The sequence below is a fragment of the Bacillus fungorum genome, from assembly GCF_002746455.1.
Classification (GTDB): Bacteria; Bacillota; Bacilli; order Bacillales; family Bacillaceae_G; genus Bacillus_A; species Bacillus_A fungorum.
The window spans coordinates 254,979-277,175 of record NZ_NWUW01000006.1 but is presented as its reverse complement, the minus strand read 5'-3'; the positions used below and the strand labels follow the sequence as shown (position 1 = coordinate 277,175).

Sequence of the window (22,197 nt, the reverse complement as noted above, 5' to 3'; positions counted from 1 at the left end):
AAAAAAATCGCCTCTGCTTTCGTGTTTTTGTTGGTGTGGTTACTTACAATTATACAGGACAAGGCGATTTTTTTGTGCAAAAAAAGGGCTGCCCATAAGTCGGTTTCACCGACTTATGGGACAGCCCCTTTCCTATTACACATCTTCTTTTTTCCAAAGAGGCCTTACATGAACGATCACTGTACGAATGACAGCTAAAACAGGAACTGATATTAATAACCCTACAATTCCTGCCACTTCTCCCCCAACTAGTAATGCAAGCATAATAATAACAGGATGCATACGAAGTGACTTACCAACAATGTAAGGAGATAAAATGTTACTTTCAACGAATTGCAAAATAGCAATCGTAATCCCTGCCTTAATGAGTAAACTCGTTGATACAGTTGCGGCAATCATCAATGTCGGAATCGCCCCTAAAATAGGACCGAAGTACGGAATTATATCTGTTACTCCAATAATAATGCCAAGTAACAATGGATATTTCATACCGATAAACCAAAAAGAAAGAGCAGATACGCCCCCTAATACTAAACAAACAAATAACTGTCCTCGAATATAACTTCCAAGTGATTTATCAATTTCTTTCGCCAGCATTTGCCCCGTACTACGCCACTTACTCGGAACTAGTTTCCAAAAGATATGATAAAACTCACCGTAATCTTTTAATATGTAAAATACAATGAACGGAATTAAGAAAATAATGAGTAACGAATCCAGTACACCACGAGCTGTGCTCATCACTTTATTTAGAAGCGCTTGTATCTTCGTTTCTACTCCAACAAAAATTTGTTTCACCTTTTCATGAATAAAGGACGGGAAGTTCGCTGTCTGTTCCGTAACACCATCCATCCAAGAATCATACATTTTTGTAAACTGCGGAAATTGTTCATTGATTTCTTGTAATTGCTTAATCACAATTGGCGTTCCTTTATAAATTCCATAACCAATTCCGCCAAAGAAAAGGATGTAAATGAGCAAAATAGCGAGTGTGCGTGGCATCCCTTCCTTATGAATTTTTTCAATTAAAGGATGCAATAAATACGCAATAAAGCACGCAATAAGAAACGGTGTAATTGCCACTTTAAATACAAAAATAATCGGTGCCCATAGTGGCTTAATTTTTAAAAAGACGAGCAAACAAAGAAATACAAGTAATAATAACCCTAAACGATATATCCAAATGATTTTAAGATTCTTCACACGAAAAACCTCCTCCCCCTTTATTTTGAAAATAAATAGGGTAGGTTATGTGCAAAAGTTTTAAAATCTTTTCGTGCAGACCATACTGTTTTGTAAAGACGTACATATACATAACATAACAAGGACAACCACCCCTGAAAATGCAGCATGAGACAATATAATCAGGAGGGCTCATAATGGTTTTATTTATGCTCGTATTATCAGCACTTTTTATGATTCTTGAATGGGTTTGTATCGGATTTGGTATTTGGAAAGGTTTCTTTATTCGTTCCTCACGAAAAGAAAGAGCGAAGCAATTATTTCATTACGGCATGCTTGGCGTTGGATGTTACGGTCTATCTTATCTCTTCTCTGAAATTGGACTTTTATATTTGCATACAAGTGCATAAAAAAACTCCCTTATGATGAAGGGAGTTTTTTACGCTTATAAATAAGATTTAATCATCTTACGTGCTTTTTTCATATTGCGTTTTGAAAATACATCTTGTTTGCGAGCATATTGATACGCTGCCGCTCCAACACCTAATGCGATTAATGAATTGCGTAGATTCAAAGTAAATCCCCCTTTTCGTTATCCGATCGTTCTTTCATTCTCATCAAATAAATCATCAAGAGAGCTTAATGAACCATCTTCTTCTACTTGATGCGTATGGATTTTCCCCTTTGAAACCGATAATTCGATATAACAATTCCAGCAATAAAATTGGTTGACACCTATTTTTCCAATGTCTTTCCCTTTGCAATTTGGACAAATAAACATATGGCTTTCATCTCCTTACAGTCTCCCAGATTCTATTCGCCATTATGTCCAAACCGCATTCATTTATACATTACTGGAGCCTTTCAACGTTATACGTTTGAAAGTTTCACTATATAATTTCACCTTGTTACATGAAATCATACGGTGAAATGTTTTCCACGTCCATTTCTTCGCCATTAACTGTTACCATCTGTACTTCTCCTTGTGATTCCTGCAAGCGACTAGCTAAAGTCGTTTGACGCATTGCATCATCAAGACGATTTACACCAGACTGGAAAGCGGCTTCCTCCCCGCAAATAATAAGGAACTTCTTACTTCTTGTAATACCAGTATAAATTAAATTACGACGTAACATACGATTGTAACTTTTTACTATCGGCATAATCACGATCGGAAACTCACTACCTTGCGATTTATGAATCGAACAGCAATAGGCATGTGTAATTTGATTTAAATCTGGTTTTGTATATGTTACTTCAATTCCATCAAATGAAACGATAATCATATCTTGTTGTTCAACATTTTCTTTCGCATAAAACACCGAAACAATTTCTCCGATATCACCATTAAACACTTGGCTCTCCGGCTGATTCACGAGTTGCAGTACTTTATCGCCTCTTCGGTATACAACATCACCGTAAGCAATTTCTTTACTCTTTTCCCTTTTCGGATTAAACACTCCTTGCAACGCTTCGTTTAGCACATTAATACCAGCCGGTCCACGATACATTGGGGCCAATACTTGTACATCTCTTGCGCTAAACCCTTTTGTCTTAGCATTTTCACAAACCTTCTTAACAACCTCAACAATTTGAGTTCCTGTACAGCCGATAAATGAACGATCTTTTTGATTTTGCGCTAAATCTAACGGGAGTGTTCCATTTTTTATCGCATGGGCAAGTTGAATAACTGATGAGCCCTCCGCCTGACGATAAATTTCAGTAAGCTTTACTGTTGGGACTGCACCTGCATTCAATAAATCTTTCAACACTTGTCCAGGCCCTACAGATGGCAATTGATCTTCATCGCCTACAACGATAACTTGAATGTTCGTCGGCAATGACTTAAACAGCTGATTTGCAAGCCAAATATCGACCATTGAAAATTCATCAATAATGAGCAATTTCCCTTGTACCGGATCCGTTTCATTACGCTGGAAAGACCCTTCTGGCGTCCAACCAAGTAAACGGTGAATTGTACAAGCTGGAAGCCCTGTCGATTCACTCATTCGCTTCGCTGCTCTTCCTGTTGGGGCCGTTAATAATATCGGAAATGGATTATCATCACTGTATTCATTCGGATTTAACGATAATCCGTGAAGTGACGCATACATTTCAACAATTCCTTTAATAACTGTTGTTTTCCCTGTTCCTGGTCCACCTGTTAATAACATCATCGGTTTATGAAGTGCTGTTTGAATCGCTTCTTGCTGAAACGGTGCATATTGTACGTTCAGTTGTTCTTCAATTTCACCTAATGTTTTTAACACTTCTGCTTCTGGAAATGAAGGTGTTTCTTCTTGATTCATAAGCCTGCGAATGGACTTTACAACACCTTTTTCAGAGTAGAACAACGTTGCTAAATACACTCGTTCTTCTTCTATGATGACTTTCCCTTCACTTTGCATCGTTTCAATACAGCCTATAATATCTTCCTCAATTACTCTTCCCTCTTGATTGTTTAAAAGTGACATCGTTTCTCTTACAAGTTGATCTTTCCTCATATAAACGTGACCAAGTTGTAATGAGACATTCTCTAATGTGTAAAAACATCCTGCGCGTACACGGTCGTCGTGATTACCCGATATCCCTAACGCACGCCCTATATCATCCGCTCTTCCAAAACCAATCCCGTCCACTTCTTCAATAAGTTGATACGGATTATTACGAATCACTTCTAATGTCATCTCTTTATATTGCTGGTAAATCTTAATAGAAAGTTTCGTTCCAAAACCGTAACCATTTAAAAAGCTCATTACTTTCTCTAATCCTTGATGTTCAACAATTGTCTCATATATTTCCTGAGCCTTTTGTTTATTAACAACACCATTTAACGCCTCAGGGTCATCCATAATTTTAGAAATAGCATGTTCTCCGAGATGATCTACAATTTTTTCAGCTGTACGCTTTCCTATTCCTTTAAATAAATCACTCGCTAAATATTGCACCATACCGGCTTTTGTTTGCGGCAATTCTTTCTTAAATGTTTCAACCATATATTGTTTTCCATACTTCGGATGGTCTTTAAAATGACCTGTCAATGTAAACACTTCATCTTCATGCATGCGGGGAAAATGACCGTTTATCATCACTTTTTTTTCGTCGTACGTTTCATTCGTTTCAATGACTTTCATACTGACAACGGAATAGAGGTTTTCTTCGTTGTGGAAAATGGTATGAAGAACTTGCGCTTTTATAAACTTTTTCTCTTCCTCAAACAAATCCATTGCATGTTGATTTCCCATCTTTCCTCTCCTTTCCGAATTCTTTTCACTTTAATGAGCAGTACATCCCCCACCTCTTTAGATGAGGGATAACTACCCATTAAACTATATTTTTATCTTATTCAGCTTCTTGCTCTAATAAACGAACGCCATTACCCGCTAAAAAGTGGTCTGGCTGAATTTCAGTTGCTTTCTTAAATAAAGCAAGAGCCTTCTCGTTATTTTCTTCAAATACGTACGCAACACCTAAATTATAATACGCATCTGCATGCTCTTCATCCATTTCTAATACCTTTTCAAAATAAGGTTTCGCCTCTTGGATATGTTCTAATCGTGCGAAACAAAGTCCGCATTGGAACACAGCTTCTACATCGTTTTCATCTAATTCTGTTGCTCTTTGTAAAAACGGCAGTGCAAGACGATCATTTCCAAGTTGCACATGTGTAATACCTAGCATAAATGTTACATCTGCTGATTGTAAGCCCGCTTGCATCGCTTGTTCAAATACAGCTTTCGCCTCTACAAATTGCTCTTGACCGTAATATACGTTTCCTAATCCATAATAAGCAGCCGCAGATTTATCCTCTAACTCTAATGCACGTTTATAAAATAAAACCGCTCTCTCACTGTCACCTAGTACATCTAATAAGTTCGCAAAATTAATGTATCCAAGCGCATCTTTCGGATTTTCTTCGATTGCTTCTGTGAAATTTTTAGCAGCTTCTTCCCAGTTTCCTTCTTGCATATATTGAATACCTGTTTCAAGTTTATTTGACATGTCCTTCACCTCTACAACAAATTATAACAAAGAATGTATTTTCCAAGCGAACGAAAATTCGCCTTATGTAAAAGAAACCTCTAACCGCGAATCGGCAGAGGCTTCTCGTTTTATCCTAAATAATCCAATTTCTTACCGCTACGGTACACTTCATCAATTGTAGCACCGCCTAGGCACTCATCTCCATCATAGAAAACAACTGCTTGTCCTGGTGTAATTGCACGAATTGGCTCGTCACAAAGAATACGAACTGTATTTTCATCAACGATTTGAACCGTTACTTTATTGTCTTCTTGACGATAACGGAATTTCGCTGTGCACTTAAATTCTTTTTCTTTCGCTTCATTACTTACCCAGCCGATATTCGTAGCAATAACTTCATCACCATATAGAAGTTCGTTATGGAATCCTTGATCAACATATAAAATGTTTTCTTTCAAGTTTTTCCCAACAGCAAACCACGGATCACCGTTACCACCAATACCAAGGCCATGACGTTGTCCAATTGTATAGTACATTAAACCGTCATGCTTTCCTTTCACTTCACCAGATAATGTTTGCATCACACCTGGTTGTGCTGGTAAATAGTTACCTAAGAAATCTTTAAAGTTACGCTCACCAATAAAGCAAATACCTGTACTATCTTTCTTCGCCGCTGTCGCTAAACCAGCTTCTTTCGCCATTTCACGAATTTGTGGTTTCTTCAGTTCACCCAGCGGGAACATTGTTTTTGATAATTGCTCTTGGCTTAATTGATTTAAGAAATACGTTTGGTCTTTATTGTCATCAACGCCGCGAAGCATTTTATATTCGCCGTCCATATAAGCAACGCGTGCATAATGACCTGTCGCTACATAATCAGCACCAAGCGCAATTGCATGCTCTAAAAATGCTTTAAATTTAATTTCTTTATTACACATTACATCTGGGTTTGGTGTACGACCAGCTCGGTATTCATCTAAGAAGTACGTAAATACTTTATCCCAGTATTGTTTTTCAAAGTTTACTGCATAATACGGAATACCAATTTGGTTACACACTTCAATTACATCATTGTAATCTTCTGTTGCTGTGCAAACACCATTCTCATCTGTATCATCCCAGTTTTTCATAAAGATTCCGATTACATCATAACCTTGTTCTTTTAATAAAAGAGCTGCTACAGATGAATCGACGCCACCGGACATCCCGATGACAACGCGTGTTTCGTGAGGTAGTTTGTTCATCATGTCACCTCCCATGCTAATTTTGTGTTAATCGCTTCACGATTTTCACTGTTTCGTACGCCGCTTTCTCAATTTGCTCTTTCGTATTTCCAAGTCCGAAACTAAAGCGTACGGATGAACGTATTTGATCGGAGTCTTTTCCGAACATCGCCACTAATACATGTGATGGATCAATCGAACCAGCTGTACAAGCTGAACCACTTGACACTGCAATACCAGCTAAATCCAAGTTCACAAGAAACGGTTCAATGTTCATTCCTGTAAAACTAATATTAAGCACATGTGGTAAGCGATATTCTAAGTTTCCGTTTACCTCGAAAGTAATGTCTTCATTTTTGAAGACAGATACCATTATATCTTTAAACTCTTCATATTGGGCATTTTTTTGCTCACGAGTTTTTTCAGCTAACAAAATTGCTTGTTGCAAACCAACGATACTCGGTACATTTTCCGTACCAGCACGGCGTTTTCTTTCTTGCTCCCCGCCTATTAATAACGGTTCAAATTTCACATTTGCACCAGCGTATAAGAATCCTACACCTTTTGGTCCGTTAATTTTATGAGCTGAAATGGATAATAAATCAATGCCAAACTCTTTCACATCAATTTCTACTAAACCGTAAGCTTGTACCGCATCTGTATGGTAATAAGTTTGATGCTCTTTTAGCAGCTTCCCTATTTCCATAATTGGTTGCATCGTTCCAACTTCATTATTCCCAAACATAACGGATACAAGAATTGTCTCTTCTGTTAATGCCTTTTGTATGTCAGAAACTTGAACGCGTCCTGTTTCATCAACAGGTAAATATGTCACTTCAAACCCTTCACGCTCTAACAATTCACACGTATGCAAAATTGCATGATGTTCAATTTGCGTCGTTATAATATGTTTACCTTTATGACGGTTCGCACGCGCTACACCGATAAGTGCTAAATTATCAGCTTCTGTACCACCGCTCGTAAATATAATTTCATTCGGATTCGCATGAATGCTACGTGCACAAGCGCGTCTCGCCTCATCTACTGCATGGCGCGTTTGACGTCCATAAAAGTGAATGCTAGACGGATTTCCGAATGTTTCTGTCATATATGGAATCATCTTTTCGACCACTTCTGGGTGAGTCGGAGATGTCGCAGCATGATCTAAGTAAATGCGTTCCATTAAATCTCCTTCTTTCCAAATCGTTTCACAAGGAATTAAATGTAAAACATATAGCCCCCGTGATTTTCTTCCTCATAACGTACTAAATCTTCTAACGTTGTACTATCTAACACTTCTTGCACCGCATCACGAACACGCATCCATAATTGGCGTTGTGCTGGCTCTTCTTCTTCTATCATTTCCACAACACTAATCGGCCCCTCTAATACACGGATTACATCCCCAGCTGTAATGTTAGCTGGCTGATCAGATAATACATATCCGCCATATGCCCCGCGCGTACTCTTTACTAGACGAGCATTACGAAGTGGTGAAATTAATTGCTCTAAGTAATGTTCCGATAAGTCATGTGCCTGCGCGATTGATTTTAATGAAATTGGACCTTCACCAAACTTTTTTGCAAGATCGATCATAATTGTTAAGCCGTAGCGGCCTTTCGTTGAAATCTTCATCTATTTTGCACCTCTTTTCAAATTTTCACTTCTATTGGTTACACCTTATTTATCCCGCTATTTGCGGGCAGTAAAACTCCCACCTCAAAATTAGGCTGGAGCAAAGAAGTTAGGTGGAAGATCAACTGCCCGTAAACGCCCAATTGGTTCAACTAATAATCAGTGAGAGATGAACAAAACCCCTACTAATTAAAGTTTCACTTTATAAAAGAACACAATTTAAAATCCTATGAAATTATAGCATAATATAGTATTATAAGAAATTTCAACTTGTGTATCAAAATGATAACATAAAATCCCATTGAAAAACTCGGGAATTATTAAAATTGAAAGAAAAATAAAAATATTCATATTCATTTTTCCCACAAAACAGCATCCTATTTCAAATTCTACTAAAAAAAATGATACGATAGAAAGAGATTATACTTTAAGGGAGACGGTAAAAATGAAACAACCACTCGCACATCGAATGCGCCCTACAAATATTCAAGAAATTATCGGACAACAACATTTAGTTGGTGAAGGAAAGATTTTATGGCGAATGGTCCAAGCAAATCATTTTCAATCTATGATTTTATACGGCCCTCCAGGCACTGGCAAAACATCCATTGCGAGCGCCATCGCAGGAAGTACCGGAACCCCTTTTCGCCTATTAAACGCTGTTACTCATAATAAAAAAGATATGGAAGTTGTCGTACAAGAGGCAAAGATGCATCGCCACCTCGTTTTAATTTTAGATGAAGTACACCGTCTAGATAAAGCAAAACAGGATTTTCTATTACCTCATTTAGAAAGCGGACTCCTTACATTAATTGGAGCAACGACAAGTAATCCATTCCATGCTATTAATTCTGCCATTCGAAGTCGGTGTCAAATCTTCGAATTACATGCATTAACAGAAGATGATCTTTTAATTGGCTTAAAACGAGCACTTGAAGATAAAGAAAAAGGGCTTGGGGAATATGATGTAACTGTTACGCCTGAAGCATTACACCACTTTGCAAATGCATCAGGCGGAGATATGCGTTCCGCTTATAATGCACTTGAACTAGCTGTTTTATCTAGCTTTACAACTGATGACAAAGCTACGGAAATTACGCTAGAAATCGCAGAAGAATGCTTGCAAAAAAAGAGCTTCGTTCACGACAAAGGTGGAGACGCTCATTATGACGTATTATCGGCATTTCAAAAATCGGTGCGTGGAAGTGATGTAAATGCAGCACTTCATTATTTAGCACGTCTTATTGAAGCTGGTGATTTACAAAGCATTGGTAGACGACTTCTTATTATGGCATATGAAGATATCGGACTTGCTAGCCCGCAAGCTGGACCGCGTACACTAGCAGCTATAGAATCAGCTGAACGAGTTGGATTCCCAGAGGCACGCATACCACTTGCAAATGCTGTTATCGAGCTTTGCCTATCACCAAAATCAAACTCAGCTTATAAAGCACTTGATGCTGCATTACACGATTTACGTAACGGTCAAACAGGCGACATCCCAAGTCATTTAAAAGATAGTCATTACAAAGGCGCAGAATCACTTGGAAGAGGCATTGGATACTTATATCCGCACGACCATCCAAATGGCTGGGTACAACAACAATACTTACCTGATAAAATAAAAAACAAGCAATATTATAAACCGAAAACGACAGGAAAATTTGAACAAGCACTTTCTACTGTTTATGAAAGATTACAAAGTTCGAATAAAACGAAAAATAAAGGGTAACATAAGCGAAAACGTCACCATTATGGAGGCTTCGCTTATGAAAACACGTCAAGATGCATGGACAAAAGAAGACGATCTCCTTTTAGCAGAAACTGTTTTACGACATATTCGCAGCGGCAGTACACAAATAAAAGCATTCGATGAAGTCGGCGATACATTGAACCGCACTTCAGCAGCTTGCGGTTTTAGATGGAATGCCGAAGTAAGGCCGAATTACGAAGATGCAGTACAACTTGCAAAAAAACAACGTAAAGAATTAAAGCGCTCTGAAGCTAAAATAGAAAAAGAGCATTTCACGAAAACGAAACAACTCGTAATCGATGCCGATTTTTCAGAAGATACTATACCAAGTAAACAAGAACTTACAATGCAAAATGTCATCTCGTTTTTGCAAAACTTGGAGCATACCAACCCTTCACTCGTAAAGTTACAAACTGAAAATGATGTATTACAAGCTCAACTCACGTCCCTGAAAAGAACGAATCATGAACTTGAAGCAAAATTAGCAGTGCTCTCAAAAAAACAACAAGCAATCGAAGAAGATTACGCAATGCTTGTTAGAATTATGGACCGTGCTCGAAAACTTGTTTCAGTCGAAGAACAAGAAGAACAGATCGCTCCGATTTTCAAAACGGACCAAAATGGGAATTTAGATATTATTTATTCTGCAGAGAATTAAAAAACTCCCCACCAAAAATAAAAAGGTGGGGAGTTTTTTACAACAATAAATTGGATAATTATAACTATAATGTTATTATAAACCTAATGACTTTTCTCAAAAGGAGTTGGTAATCATTTCATTAATAATCTTCAAAATAACTCTCGGCCTTCTCGTCCTGACTTTAGCTCTTTTCACCATTCACAGTTTAAAAAAGACGTCCGCCTATAAATCAGACAAATATGATCATTACTTACTAGCCTTACTTACATTTGAACTAGTAGTAATGCAAATATCCCTATTTCTTTAATACATATAAAAAAGCATATATCCGAAATGGATATATGCTTTCACTTTATTCTTGCCCTACACGTTTCACTTCTACGTTTTTAATACGTTCACGCACAACGTGACTTGCCATAATTAAGCCTGCCACAGATGGTACGAATGCATTTGATGAAGGAGGTAATTTCGCTTTACGAATTTTTGCATTTTCGTCTGGTACGATTTCTTTACGCACTTCTTCACGAATTACGATTGGGTTTTCGTCAGAGAAGACAACTTTCACACCTTTTTTAACACCCTCTTTACGAAGCTTCGTACGAATGACTTTCGCAATTGGATCTGTATGTGTTTTAGAGATGTCCGCAATACGGAAACGAGTTGGATCCATTTTATTTGCCGCACCCATGCTTGAGATAATTTTAATTTTACGACGTAAACACTGTTTAATTAAATGAATTTTAAACGTGATTGTATCAGATGCATCCACTACGAAATCTAAACCGTGTTTAAAGAACTCTTCATATGTTTCATCAGTATAAAACATTTCTAGTCCGATTACTTCACACTCTGGGTTAATGTCTGCAATACGCTCTTTCATTAATTCTACTTTTGAACGTCCTACAGTAGATACTAAAGCGTGGATTTGACGGTTTACGTTTGTAATATCTACAACATCTTTATCAACTAATACAAGACGCCCAACGCCAGAACGTGCTAACGCTTCAGCTGCAAAAGAACCTACGCCGCCAATTCCTAAAATACCGACTGTACTATTTTTTAATATTTCAAGTCCTTCTTTACCGAAGGCTAATTCATTACGTGAAAATTGATGTAACATTCAGCTCTACACTCCTATTACAAAAATGGTCTACCATGTATTCTAGCGTTTTTCCGACTATTTGTATAGAAAAAGTTATAGAATTCCTAAAAATACATATTTCGAGAATAAAAATATAGTGTAAACTGGCGTTTTACTTCTTCTCTCAATCATCCATTAAAAAAAGTCTAGATGGTATTAGTATAACCATCTAGACCCTATTCTTACTTCTCTTCTTTTACGCTTAATTTTAAGTTTAACTCTTCAAGCTGTGTTTCTGCAACTGGGCTTGGAGCTTCTGTTAATAGACAGCTTGCGCTTGCTGTTTTCGGGAATGCAATTGTATCGCGAAGGTTCGTACGACCTGCAAGTAACATTACAAGACGGTCTAAACCTAATGCGATTCCGCCGTGTGGTGGTGTACCATATTCAAATGCTTCTAATAAGAATCCGAATTGCTCTTGTGCTTCTTCTTGTGAGAATCCAAGTGCTTTGAACATTTTTTCTTGTACGTCACGCTCGTAAATACGAAGTGATCCACCACCAAGCTCATAACCATTTAATACAAGGTCATATGCTTGTGCACGTGCTTTTTCTGGTGCTGTTTCTAATAGCTCAACGTCTTCACGGAATGGCATTGTGAATGGGTGGTGAGCTGCGAAGTAACGATCTGCATCTTCATCGTACTCAAGAAGTGGCCAATCCGTTACCCATAGGAAGTTAAATTTACTTTCATCAATTAACTCAAGCTCTTTACCTAGACGTAAACGAAGTGCACCTAAGCTATCTGCAACAACGCTCTTCTTATCTGCTACAAATAGTAATAAGTCACCAGCAGTAGCTCCTAGCGTAGTCATTAACACGTTTGCATCTTCTTCACCGAAGAATTTCGCAATCGGTCCTTTTAAGCCGTCCTCTTCCACTTTAAGCCAAGCTAAACCTTTTGCACCGTATACTTTTACGAATTCAGTTAATGCATCGATATCTTTACGAGAGTATTTACTCGCAGCGCCTTTTGCATTAATTGCTTTTACTTGTCCGCCGCTTTCTACAGCACTTGTAAATACTTTAAAGCCACAACCTGCTGCAAACTCAGATAAGTCTGTTAGTTCCATTTCAAAGCGTGTATCTGGCTTATCAGAACCGTAGCGAGCCATTGCATCAGCATATTTCATACGAGGGAATGGTGCACTCACTTCTACACCTTTTGCATCCTTCATAACTTTCGTCATCATGCGCTCCATCATATCTAAAATTTCATCTTGTGTTAAGAATGAAGCTTCGATATCGATTTGCGTGAATTCAGGTTGACGGTCCGCGCGTAAATCTTCGTCACGGAAACAACGTGCTACTTGGTAGTAACGCTCAAATCCGCCGACCATAAGAAGCTGTTTAAATAGCTGCGGAGACTGTGGTAATGCATAGAATTCACCGTCATGTACACGGCTTGGTACTAAATAGTCACGAGCTCCTTCTGGCGTGCTCTTCGTTAAAATTGGTGTTTCCACTTCTAAGAATTCTTCTGTGTCTAAGAAGTTACGAATTGTTTTTGTTACGTCGTGACGCATTTTGAATGTGTTGAACATTACAGGACGACGTAAGTCTAAATAACGATATTTTAAACGCACATCTTCTGATGCATCTGTATCATCAGCAATAATGATTGGCGTTGTTTTCGCTGCATTTAATACGTTTACTTTCGTTGCTTGTACTTCAATACGACCAGTTGCCATATTGTCATTAATTGCGCCTTCACCACGCTCAACAACTGTACCTTCTACGTGTAATACGTACTCGCTACGAATTGTTTCTGCTACTTCTAGCGCTTCTTTTGATGTTTCTGGGTTAAATACAACTTGTACGATACCTGTACGGTCACGTAAGTCAATAAAGATTAATCCACCTAAATCACGGCGTTTCTGTACCCAACCTTTTAATTGAACTGTTTGTCCAACTGCTTCTACTGTTACTTTTCCACATGCATGTGTTCTTTCAGCCACTGTAAGTTCCCCCTATATTAATTTCTCTGCTACGTATGAAGCAAATACATCTAACGCTACTTCTTCTTGTTCGCCTGTTGCCATATCTTTTAAGTTAATGATGCCTTTATCTAGCTCATCTTCTCCTAATACAGCTACAAACTTCGCTTTTAAACGATCTGCTGATTTAAATTGCGCTTTCATTTTGCGATCTAAATAATCTTTTTCAACCGATAATCCAGCTTTACGAAGATCAAACGCAACTTTTGCAGCATGGTCTTTTGCTTTTTCACCAAGCGCTACAACGTAACAATCGATACTATGTTCAATTGGTAATTCGATGTTTTCAGCTTTTAGCGCCATAATTAAACGTTCAATACTCATCGCAAAACCGATACCTGGCATTTCTGGTCCGCCGATTTCTTGTACAAGTCCGTTATAACGTCCACCACCGCTTAATGTAGTGATCGCACCGAAACCTTCTGCTTCACTCATAATTTCAAAAACAGTGTGTTGGTAGTAGTCTAAACCACGTACTAAGTTCGGATCTTTTTCAAACGGAACATCCATCATCGTTAATAGCTCTTGAACTTTGTCGTAGTATACTGCTGAATCTTCGTTTAAGTATTCTGTAATAGATGGTGCTGTTCCCATTAATTCATGGTTACGGTCCTTCTTACAATCTAAAATACGAAGAGGGTTCTTTTCTAAACGAGATTGACAGTCAGAACAGAACTCGCCGATACGTGGCTCAAAGTGTGCGATTAACGCATCACGGTGCGCTTGACGGCTCGCCGCATCACCTAAGCTGTTTAATACAACTTTAATATTTTTTAAGCCCATGCCGCGATAAAACTCTACAGCAAGTGCAATTACTTCTGCATCAATTGCAGGATCGTTACTACCGATTGCTTCAATACCGAATTGTACGAATTGACGATAGCGACCTGCTTGCGGTCTTTCGTAACGGAACATTTGACCGATATAGTATAATTTCGTTGGTTGTGTTGCGTCACCGAACATTTTGTTTTCAACGTAAGAACGTACAACAGGCGCCGTACCTTCTGGACGTAATGTTAAACTACGCTCTCCACGATCTTGGAATGAGTACATTTCTTTTTGTACGATGTCTGTCGTATCACCAACACCACGTAAAAATAACTCAGTATGTTCAAAAATTGGTGTACGAATTTCTTTATAATTGTAACGACGGCAAATTTCGCGTGCTTGCCCTTCGATATACTGCCATAACTCAACAGTGCCTGGAAGAATATCTTGCGTTCCGCGTGGGATTTGAATAGACATATTCAGTTCCTCCTCAAATTGTTTTAATCTTAATAAAAATAAAAAAACTCCCGCCTCTACTGTTTGAACAGTAGGGACGAGAGTATTATACCCGTGGTGCCACCCTAATTGAAGCACGTATGCTTCCACTTTTTTTAATAACGCTTAAATATGCGTTCATCCCTACTAAGCATATATGCCGTTCAAGTTGAAACCTCTAGAGTGTCATTCAATCAGTCATCATGCAGAAATGTTTTCAGCCTAAGACATTTCTTCTCTTTCCATGTGTGTCTCATTTACTCTTCTCTATCAACGGTTATATTCATATGTAAATATAAAATTACTATACGTTTGTTGAGTAGGATTGTCAAGTACTCTAAGAGCGTTCAATCTGCTTCTTGAGACGCTTTACATCTTGAAGAGAAATGCCAAACTCAGAAGCGAGCTCCATCGAAGTATTGTTTTGCTCTTTTGAAATAAATTCATGAAAATTCACGTTAAACAGTTGATTTGCACCATTTGTAACAGAATGCCCTTTTTCATTCATACGCATACGTATATCCCTCACATTCAATATGGATGTTTTACTTTTTATTGTTCCATATTGATTAAAGAGTTATACATAAACGAAAAAGCTATTGACTCAAAATAAACATTAGTATTGGATTTATAACAATGAGCTAGTCCACTTGCTAGCATATGATGCTTCAAATAATATAACGATACAATACCTACCCCAATTACGAGAATTTCTAACATTACATGTAATACACCTTGTGCTTCCAATTCTTCTATAGGAAGTAAAGCATACATTAAATTACTTCTACACTCTGATTCAATATACGAACCAACGCCTCTGGATTAGTTTCCATTACCCAATGCCCACCAACTTCAATAGAAAAAACTTCCCATTTTCTGTCCCTTGCTTTTTTTGCTGATTCTAAAAAGATAGGCGTCATTGGCCAATGTTCTGGATTATCCTTTACTTCTACGTATATATGCGGTATAAGTTGTGCTTTAGAGTTTTTTATTTCAACCGATTGTGTAAAAGCAAACAATGACATCGCTGATTTTTTTTCATCTGTTGTATTTCTAGGAAGAACACGCCATCCTTCCCCGTATACTTTTACTTCTTCTATAAAATGTGCGGCCATTTCCGGTCCAGAAATATCCATAACAGAATCACCATTTTCCGGAAGCATTGCATCCACGTATACTAGCTCCTTAATAAACTCGGGAATCACTTCTGCCACTCCTGTAATTACCATCCCAGAATAGCTATGCCCTACTAAAATCACATCTTTTAGGCTCTCATATTTAATAGTATTAACAATGTCTTGAATAAATGTTTTCAACCCTATATGAGGTTGCATGAGATGCGTTCGTTCCCCAAGGCCAGTTAATGTAGGAGTATATACACTATGCCCCTCTTCCCTTAAAAGTTGAGCTAGTTTTTTCCAAACATAACCGCCATCCCATGCTCCATGAACGAGTACAAATGTTTTCATAAGATTTGCCTCCTATAATCCCCCGATTATATCTTTTATTGTCTTAACTATCATAACAATAATTAACAAAATATACCATTAAAAATACAAAAGAAGAGAGGGGCTCTCCCCTCTCTTCCTCAGCAACACTATTTACTTTCTACAATTAAGGTCACCGGACCATCATTGATTAAAGAAACATCCATCATTGCTCCGAACTTACCTGTTTCTACATGCAATCCTTGCTTACGAACTTCCTCATTAAAGAAATCATATAAACGCTCCGCATAGTCAGGCTTTGCAGCATCCATAAAGTTTGGACGTCTTCCCTTGCGGCAATCCCCGTATAATGTGAATTGCGAAATTGATAGAACTTGTCCTTCTACATCAAGTACAGAATGGTTCATCTTTCCGCTCTCATCTTCAAAAATACGTAAGTTCGCAATTTTTTCTGCAATGTAAGTTGCATCTTTTTCTGTATCTTCATGCGTAATGCCAACTAGTAATGTTAAACCGAACGGAATTTGTCCTACGATCTCACCGTCTACTGTGACAGACGCTTCTTTTGATCGTTGTAAAACAACTCTCATCTTTTCTACACTCCCTATTAATGCATCATGCGTCGTACTGCATAAATTTCTGGAACACGTTTAATGCGTTCTACTACTTTTTTCAAATGTTGTAAGTTACGAATCGAGATTGACATATTAATTGTCGCCATCTTATTACGGTCACTTCTACCAGAAACAGCTGAAATGTACGTTTTCGTCTCTGTAACAGCTTGCAATACTTCATTCAATAAACCACGGCGATCGTAACCTGAAATTTCAATATCAACGTTATACTCAATTTCTTTTTCAGGGCTACCTTCCCACTCTACTTCTAATAATCGTTCTACAGCTTCTTCTGTATGAACATTTACACAATCACGGCGGTGAATCGATACACCTCGTCCTTTCGTAATATATCCAACGATATCATCACCCGGTACTGGGTTACAGCATTTTGATAAGCGAATTAACAAATTATCAGCACCGCTTACCTTTACGCCAGAATCCCATTTTCGAATTTTCATCGGTTTACGAACTTCTTTAACTTCCACAATTTCTTCTTCTTCGCGTTGCTTACGGAACTTGTCCGTTAGTCGCGTAACAATTTGTGACGCTGTAATTCCGCTATATCCAACTGCTGCAAACATATCTTCTTCATTTGCAAAGTTAAATTTTTCAGCGACGCGTTTTAAGTTATCAAGCGCTAACACTTCTTTCATCTCATACTCTAGGCCACGCACCTCTTTTTCAACAAGCTCACGGCCTTTTTCAATATTTTCATCTCTACGTTGCTTCTTAAAGAATTGACGAATTTTATTTTTCGCATGAGATGTTTGAGCAAGTTTCACCCAGTCTTGACTTGGTCCATACGAATGTTTCGATGTTAAAATTTCAATGATGTCACCCGTTTTTAATTTATAATCAAGGGTCACCATTTTCCCATTTACTTTTGCACCAATTGTTTTATTCCCGATCTCTGAATGGACACGATACGCAAAGTCAATCGGAACAGATCCAAGTGGCAATTCCATTACATCGCCTTTCGGTGTAAAGACGAATACCATGTCAGAGAATAAATCAATTTTTAATGACTCCATAAACTCTTCTGCATTGGAAGCTTCATTTTGCCATTCTAATATTTGACGGAACCACGTAAGTTTCTTCTCTAATGTACCTGTTGTTTCTGCTGTTTTTCCTTCTTTATACGCCCAGTGTGCCGCGATCCCGAATTCTGCAATTTCGTGCATTTCTTTCGTACGAATTTGCACTTCAAGTGGATCACCTTTCGGCCCAATTACAGTCGTATGAAGAGATTGATATAGATTTGCTTTCGGCATTGCAATGTAATCTTTAAAACGACCCGGCATTGGCTTCCAGCACGTATGAATAATTCCAAGTACCGCATAACAATCTTTAATACTATTTACAACAACACGTACAGCTAATAAATCGTAAATTTCATTAAACTGTTTATTTTGCAGTGCCATTTTACGATAAATACTATAAATATGTTTTGGTCTTCCAGAAATCTCAGGTTGAATTGCAACTTCTTTTAATTTCTCACGAATACCAGTCATTACTTCGTCTAAATATTCTTCACGTTCTGCACGTTTACGCTTCATTAAATTTACAATACGATAATATTGCTGTGGATTTAAATAGCGCAGTGACGTATCCTCTAGCTCCCATTTAATAGTACTAATTCCGAGTCTATGTGCTAAAGGTGCAAAGATTTCTAACGTTTCATTCGCAATGCGACGCTGCTTCTCTTGCGGCAAATGTTTCAATGTACGCATGTTATGAAGACGATCAGCTAGTTTAATTAAAATAACTCGAATATCTTGAGCCATTGCAATAAACATTTTGCGATGGTTTTCTGCTTGTTGTTGCTCATGAGATTTATATTTAATCTTTCCGAGCTTTGTCACACCATCGACAAGCATAGCAATTTCTTTGTTAAATTCCCGTTCAATATCTTCTAATGTAATCTCTGTATCTTCCACTACATCATGTAAAAAACCTGCTGATACTGTAGCTGGATCCATGTGTAAATCAACTAAAATACCTGCAACTTGAATTGGATGAATAATGTACGGTTCACCCGATTTTCTATATTGTTCGCTATGCGCATCACGTGCATATTCATAGGCACGTGCCACTAGCTCAATATCTTCATCCGCTAAATATTGACTTGCTTTCTCGAGTACCTGTTCAGCTGTTAGTACCTGCTCATTTGCCATCGAATCACCTTTTATTGAAAATTGACTTTATCTTTATTAAATAGAATAAATTATATTCTATCATTATAACCCAATGATTGTGAATTGTGAAAAGGAAAAGATTTTACTGACATTTCACCATAATTTTTTGTTCAATTATACAAAAGTACCCGCTCCTCTCCAAGAGATTCACGGGTACTTTTTATCACCGTAGTTTTACTATATAGTGATTAGTATTTTTCTAACACTAATACATCGTAACCATCTAACATTTTACGACCATCTAAGTAAGTAAGTTCTACTAAGAATGCAATTCCTGCTACAACTCCTCCTAGTTCTTCGACTAGTTTAATTGTCGCTTCAATTGTTCCACCTGTAGCTAATAGGTCATCTGTAATTAGTACGCGTTGACCTGGCTTAATTGCGTCTTTATGGATTGTTAACACGTCTTTACCATATTCTTTACCGTAGTCAACTGTAATTACTTCACGTGGTAATTTTCCTAATTTACGAACTGGCGCAAACCCTACTTCTAATGCGTAAGAAACTGGGCAACCGATAATAAAGCCACGAGCTTCTGGCCCTACTACAAGATCGATATCTCTTTCTTTTGCATACTCAACGATTGCATCTGTTGCTGCTTTGTATGCTTTACCGTCGTTCATTAACGGTGTAATGTCTTTAAACACAATACCTTCTTTTGGATAATCCGGTACAATTGCGATATGTTGCTTGAAGTCCATATTTCTGAATCCTCCTCAGATCTAAAAGGTTTGTAAATACAAATCCTTTACCCTAACTGTTCTACTTCTTTATGATTACGAATCGTTTCAAACCATGTATATAGTTGCTGATATGTGCTATAAACCAATTCTTTTTCTAATTGTAAGTGGTTCATTTTTTCACGATATGTGTTCGATTCAATTAAATCACGCTTTTGTTTTTTGTCTGCCATAAAAATGACGCCATCTTTTATTGTAACAAATTCTAACTCAAAAAACACCTGTGTCATGAAATTTACTGTATCTTTTGACCAACCTTTATGTTGACATAGTTGTGCTCCATATTGTCTTAAAGAAAATGGTGCTTTTTGGCTCAAGAACGAATAGTACCATTTAAAGTGTTCTCTCGTTGGAACGGTACTAAATAAATGATTATTCTCTTGATAAAATAGTGTATAAATTCGCGACGGGAACCCGACTTTAAATAGCTCTCGTAATTCATCTGTTCCTTTTGGTAAGTCAAGTAACACAACGTATTGATCACCTAATTGGGTTACTTCTGATGCATGTATAATATACTCTTTATAGCCTTCTAAAGAAAATTTATTCAATACCTCTTTAGAAAAATACACCATCGTTATTTTTTCTTTCGGAAGTTCTGCTAAATTTGCTTCTACGTTACGCATACTACGCCAATCAAATAATTGCCATGCTTCTACAGCAATATCTTGTACCATTAATTGTGGCTTCTTAAAATTATTCCATTCATTGATAGACGCTTCTCCTATTACAGATACCTTTGCAACTGGAGAAATTTCTTTCGCATACGCACCAAAACCGAATCCAATTGTATCCAGCGTTGCTTGTCCATCACGAAGAGCCATCTTTAAATGTGAACCATCTGATCCGATTGCACGAATACTTTCTAGCTCTGCATCTTTCACTGCAATACGTGGCTTTGGATTTCCAACACCAAATGGCGCTAACTTTTGCATATCTTCAATTGCTGCAAGTGTTACATCCTCCACTTTACAAAAGACATCCACGGCTGTAATTGGAATAAAATCTTCTTCTGTTAAAACTGTATCTGCCTGCTCATTTAAACGGCGGCGCAATTCATCTACATCATTCATATGTAGCGTCATTCCCGCTGCCATCGGATGTCCTCCAAAGTGTGGCAATAACTCTCTACAATCTGACAAGTTTGCAAACAAATCGAATCCTGCAATACTACGTGCTGAACCTTTTGCTGTTTCTTTTACAGGATCAATGCATAATACAATTGTCGGACGATAAAAACGTTCAACTAATTTAGAAGCGACAATTCCAATTACACCTGGATTCCAGCCTTCTTTTGCAAGCACTAACACTTTATTGTCTTCTGGCGGGAAATTATTTTCCACTTCAGCGATAGCTTCTTCTGTAATTTGCTTTACAATATCTTTTCGCAGTTTGTTCAGCTCATCAATTTCTTCAGCCAGCTCTTTTGCTTCTTCTGGATCATCTGATAATAAAAGGTGTACAGCAGGTGCTGCATCTTCTAAACGTCCAACTGCATTAATACGCGGTGCAATTGAGAAGCCGATACTCTCTTCTGTAATTTCACTTTGCGAAACGTTAGCAACTTTAAATAGCGCCTTTAGTCCGATATTTTTCGTCATGCGCATATGTTTTAAACCGCGCTTCACTAGCAATCTATTTTCACCATGAAGTGATACTAAATCGGCTACTGTACCAATTACTGCAATTTCTAATAAATGTTCTGGTACACGGCCTAATAATGCATGTGCAACTTTAAACGCAACACCTACACCAGCTAAATAGTGAAACGGATACACACCGCCATCTAATTTCGGATGAATAATCGCAAGTGCTTCTGGCATTTCTGGTGGCGGCTCATGGTGATCCGTAATAATAAGATCTAACCCAAGTTCCTTCGCTACCTTCGCTTCATGTACTGCTGCAATACCAGTATCGACAGTAATAATCAGTGAGAATCCTGCGCTATGCGCCCAACGAAATGCTTCTTCGTTTGGTCCGTACCCTTCTGTAAAACGGTTTGGAATATAAAATTCTACATCTGCCCCTAATTCTTGCAAAGCAAGATATAAAACAGTCGTACTACTTACTCCGTCCGCATCGTAGTCACCAAATATTAATATTTGCTCTCCATTTTCAATCGCCTTATTTACACGTTCTACCGTTCTATCCATTCCTTCTAATAAAAATGGATCATGAAATTCTTGATTTTCTGTATTTAAAAAATCTAAAATCTTATCTTCTGTATCTAGTCCTCTACCGAGGAATAACGAAACGACAAGTGGTGATAATTGTAATTTACTTGCTAATTCACTCACTCGCTCGCCATTATATTCTTTTTCTTTCCAACGCGTCTTCGGTTGTAACACGAAATCACCCCTTAACCTGTTCATTATACAA

The 22,197-nt window shown here is 37.8% G+C and carries 20 protein-coding genes, 1 pseudogene and 1 other annotated feature; of the genes and pseudogenes, 3 read left to right on the top strand and 18 right to left on the bottom strand.

Features of this window, described 5'->3' with window-relative positions; translation table 11 throughout:
* Positions 1-135: 135 nt before the first annotated feature.
* A complete protein-coding gene (locus tag CO726_RS11735) occupies positions 136-1,203 on the bottom strand; it encodes an AI-2E family transporter (RefSeq protein ID WP_099684356.1) in 1,068 nt (355 codons plus the stop codon).
* A 176-nt stretch (positions 1,204-1,379) separates the two neighbouring features.
* Between CO726_RS11735 and CO726_RS11730 the strand changes: the two genes are divergently transcribed.
* A complete protein-coding gene (locus CO726_RS11730; protein WP_000242555.1) occupies positions 1,380-1,592 on the top strand; it encodes a hypothetical protein in 213 nt (70 codons plus the stop codon).
* Between the two features lie 35 nt (positions 1,593-1,627).
* Here the strand turns inward: CO726_RS11730 and CO726_RS11725 are convergent, their stop codons facing one another.
* From CO726_RS11725 to cymR, 7 genes are all read right to left on the bottom strand, one after another.
* Positions 1,628-1,756, bottom strand: coding sequence for a YrzQ family protein (locus tag CO726_RS11725; RefSeq protein ID WP_001053553.1), 129 nt, complete (start codon positions 1,754-1,756; stop codon positions 1,628-1,630).
* A gap of 18 nt (positions 1,757-1,774) precedes the next feature.
* Complete coding sequence (locus CO726_RS11720) at positions 1,775-1,963, bottom strand: hypothetical protein (protein WP_000469281.1); 189 nt, start codon at positions 1,961-1,963, stop codon at positions 1,775-1,777.
* 127 nt (positions 1,964-2,090) lie between these two features.
* Entirely contained in the window at positions 2,091-4,427 is a 2,337-nt protein-coding gene (gene recD2 / locus CO726_RS11715; protein ID WP_099684355.1) for an SF1B family DNA helicase RecD2, read from the bottom strand.
* 97 nt (positions 4,428-4,524) lie between these two features.
* Positions 4,525-5,184 (bottom strand): tetratricopeptide repeat protein, encoded by a 660-nt coding sequence (locus CO726_RS11710; protein ID WP_099684354.1) that lies wholly within the window; start codon positions 5,182-5,184, stop codon positions 4,525-4,527.
* Between the two features lie 110 nt (positions 5,185-5,294).
* On the bottom strand, positions 5,295-6,410 hold the full coding sequence (mnmA, locus tag CO726_RS11705) for a tRNA 2-thiouridine(34) synthase MnmA (protein WP_099684353.1): 1,116 nt from the start codon (positions 6,408-6,410) through the stop codon (positions 5,295-5,297).
* Between the two features lie 16 nt (positions 6,411-6,426).
* Positions 6,427-7,572 (bottom strand): cysteine desulfurase family protein, encoded by a 1,146-nt coding sequence (locus CO726_RS11700; RefSeq protein WP_099684352.1) that lies wholly within the window; start codon positions 7,570-7,572, stop codon positions 6,427-6,429.
* 35 nt (positions 7,573-7,607) lie between these two features.
* Positions 7,608-8,024, bottom strand: a complete 417-nt coding sequence (gene cymR / locus CO726_RS11695) for a cysteine metabolism transcriptional regulator CymR (protein ID WP_000704116.1) — start codon at positions 8,022-8,024, stop codon at positions 7,608-7,610.
* A 445-nt stretch (positions 8,025-8,469) separates the two neighbouring features.
* Between cymR and CO726_RS11690 the strand changes: the two genes are divergently transcribed.
* Together CO726_RS11690 and CO726_RS11685 are read left to right on the top strand one after the other, a co-directional pair.
* Positions 8,470-9,756 carry a replication-associated recombination protein A gene (locus CO726_RS11690; RefSeq protein WP_099684351.1) on the top strand — a complete coding sequence of 429 codons (1,287 nt, stop codon included), beginning with the start codon at positions 8,470-8,472 and terminating at the stop codon, positions 9,754-9,756.
* A 37-nt stretch (positions 9,757-9,793) separates the two neighbouring features.
* On the top strand, positions 9,794-10,435 hold the full coding sequence (locus tag CO726_RS11685; protein ID WP_099684350.1) for an RsfA family transcriptional regulator: 642 nt from the start codon (positions 9,794-9,796) through the stop codon (positions 10,433-10,435).
* 334 nt (positions 10,436-10,769) lie between these two features.
* Here CO726_RS11685 and CO726_RS11675 read toward each other — a convergent pair whose 3' ends face one another.
* From CO726_RS11675 to recJ, 10 genes and pseudogenes are all read right to left on the bottom strand, one after another.
* Complete coding sequence (locus CO726_RS11675) at positions 10,770-11,537, bottom strand: tRNA threonylcarbamoyladenosine dehydratase (protein WP_099684348.1); 768 nt, start codon at positions 11,535-11,537, stop codon at positions 10,770-10,772.
* Positions 11,538-11,740: 203 nt separating this feature from the next.
* Positions 11,741-13,516 carry an aspartate--tRNA ligase gene (gene aspS / locus CO726_RS11670; RefSeq protein WP_099684347.1) on the bottom strand — a complete coding sequence of 592 codons (1,776 nt, stop codon included), beginning with the start codon at positions 13,514-13,516 and terminating at the stop codon, positions 11,741-11,743.
* Positions 13,517-13,528: 12 nt separating this feature from the next.
* Positions 13,529-14,800 carry a histidine--tRNA ligase gene (hisS, locus tag CO726_RS11665; protein WP_033656406.1) on the bottom strand — a complete coding sequence of 424 codons (1,272 nt, stop codon included), beginning with the start codon at positions 14,798-14,800 and terminating at the stop codon, positions 13,529-13,531.
* A gap of 69 nt (positions 14,801-14,869) precedes the next feature.
* Positions 14,870-15,101, bottom strand: a binding site (T-box leader).
* Between the two features lie 54 nt (positions 15,102-15,155).
* Positions 15,156-15,332 (bottom strand): hypothetical protein, encoded by a 177-nt coding sequence (locus CO726_RS31760; RefSeq protein ID WP_016086173.1) that lies wholly within the window; start codon positions 15,330-15,332, stop codon positions 15,156-15,158.
* 82 nt (positions 15,333-15,414) lie between these two features.
* Positions 15,415-15,577: pseudogene (locus CO726_RS31755) on the bottom strand (YrdB family protein); the annotation flags it as partial.
* Between the two features lie 14 nt (positions 15,578-15,591).
* Positions 15,592-16,287, bottom strand: a complete 696-nt coding sequence (locus tag CO726_RS11655) for an alpha/beta fold hydrolase (protein ID WP_099684346.1) — start codon at positions 16,285-16,287, stop codon at positions 15,592-15,594.
* Between the two features lie 128 nt (positions 16,288-16,415).
* Positions 16,416-16,856, bottom strand: coding sequence for a D-tyrosyl-tRNA(Tyr) deacylase (locus CO726_RS11650; protein ID WP_001266956.1), 441 nt, complete (start codon positions 16,854-16,856; stop codon positions 16,416-16,418).
* 17 nt (positions 16,857-16,873) lie between these two features.
* Positions 16,874-19,057, bottom strand: coding sequence for a GTP diphosphokinase (relA, locus tag CO726_RS11645; RefSeq protein ID WP_099684345.1), 2,184 nt, complete (start codon positions 19,055-19,057; stop codon positions 16,874-16,876).
* 209 nt (positions 19,058-19,266) lie between these two features.
* A complete protein-coding gene (locus CO726_RS11640) occupies positions 19,267-19,779 on the bottom strand; it encodes an adenine phosphoribosyltransferase (protein ID WP_000346214.1) in 513 nt (170 codons plus the stop codon).
* A gap of 47 nt (positions 19,780-19,826) precedes the next feature.
* A complete protein-coding gene (gene recJ, locus CO726_RS11635) occupies positions 19,827-22,166 on the bottom strand; it encodes a single-stranded-DNA-specific exonuclease RecJ (RefSeq protein ID WP_099684344.1) in 2,340 nt (779 codons plus the stop codon).
* Positions 22,167-22,197: the final 31 nt, after the last annotated feature.

What these genes read in the sequence shown, in the direction of transcription:
- mnmA (WP_099684353.1), bottom strand. Translation starts at nt 6,410, where the DNA reads ATGAACAAACTACCTCACGAAACACGCGTTGTCATCGGGATGTCCGGT.
- CO726_RS31760 (WP_016086173.1), bottom strand. Translation starts at nt 15,332, where the DNA reads ATGCGTATGAATGAAAAAGGGCATTCTGTTACAAATGGTGCAAATCAA.
- relA (WP_099684345.1), bottom strand. Translation starts at nt 19,057, where the DNA reads ATGGCAAATGAGCAGGTACTAACAGCTGAACAGGTACTCGAGAAAGCA.
- CO726_RS11730 (WP_000242555.1), top strand. Translation starts at nt 1,380, where the DNA reads ATGGTTTTATTTATGCTCGTATTATCAGCACTTTTTATGATTCTTGAA.
- CO726_RS11640 (WP_000346214.1), bottom strand. Translation starts at nt 19,779, where the DNA reads ATGGACTTCAAGCAACATATCGCAATTGTACCGGATTATCCAAAAGAA.
- CO726_RS11675 (WP_099684348.1), bottom strand. Translation starts at nt 11,537, where the DNA reads ATGTTACATCAATTTTCACGTAATGAATTAGCCTTCGGTAAAGAAGGA.
- CO726_RS11685 (WP_099684350.1), top strand. Translation starts at nt 9,794, where the DNA reads ATGAAAACACGTCAAGATGCATGGACAAAAGAAGACGATCTCCTTTTA.
- CO726_RS11655 (WP_099684346.1), bottom strand. Translation starts at nt 16,287, where the DNA reads ATGAAAACATTTGTACTCGTTCATGGAGCATGGGATGGCGGTTATGTT.
- CO726_RS11720 (WP_000469281.1), bottom strand. Translation starts at nt 1,963, where the DNA reads ATGTTTATTTGTCCAAATTGCAAAGGGAAAGACATTGGAAAAATAGGT.
- CO726_RS11690 (WP_099684351.1), top strand. Translation starts at nt 8,470, where the DNA reads ATGAAACAACCACTCGCACATCGAATGCGCCCTACAAATATTCAAGAA.
- CO726_RS11700 (WP_099684352.1), bottom strand. Translation starts at nt 7,572, where the DNA reads ATGGAACGCATTTACTTAGATCATGCTGCGACATCTCCGACTCACCCA.
- hisS (WP_033656406.1), bottom strand. Translation starts at nt 14,800, where the DNA reads ATGTCTATTCAAATCCCACGCGGAACGCAAGATATTCTTCCAGGCACT.
- cymR (WP_000704116.1), bottom strand. Translation starts at nt 8,024, where the DNA reads ATGAAGATTTCAACGAAAGGCCGCTACGGCTTAACAATTATGATCGAT.
- CO726_RS11650 (WP_001266956.1), bottom strand. Translation starts at nt 16,856, where the DNA reads ATGAGAGTTGTTTTACAACGATCAAAAGAAGCGTCTGTCACAGTAGAC.
- CO726_RS11710 (WP_099684354.1), bottom strand. Translation starts at nt 5,184, where the DNA reads ATGTCAAATAAACTTGAAACAGGTATTCAATATATGCAAGAAGGAAAC.
- recD2 (WP_099684355.1), bottom strand. Translation starts at nt 4,427, where the DNA reads ATGGGAAATCAACATGCAATGGATTTGTTTGAGGAAGAGAAAAAGTTT.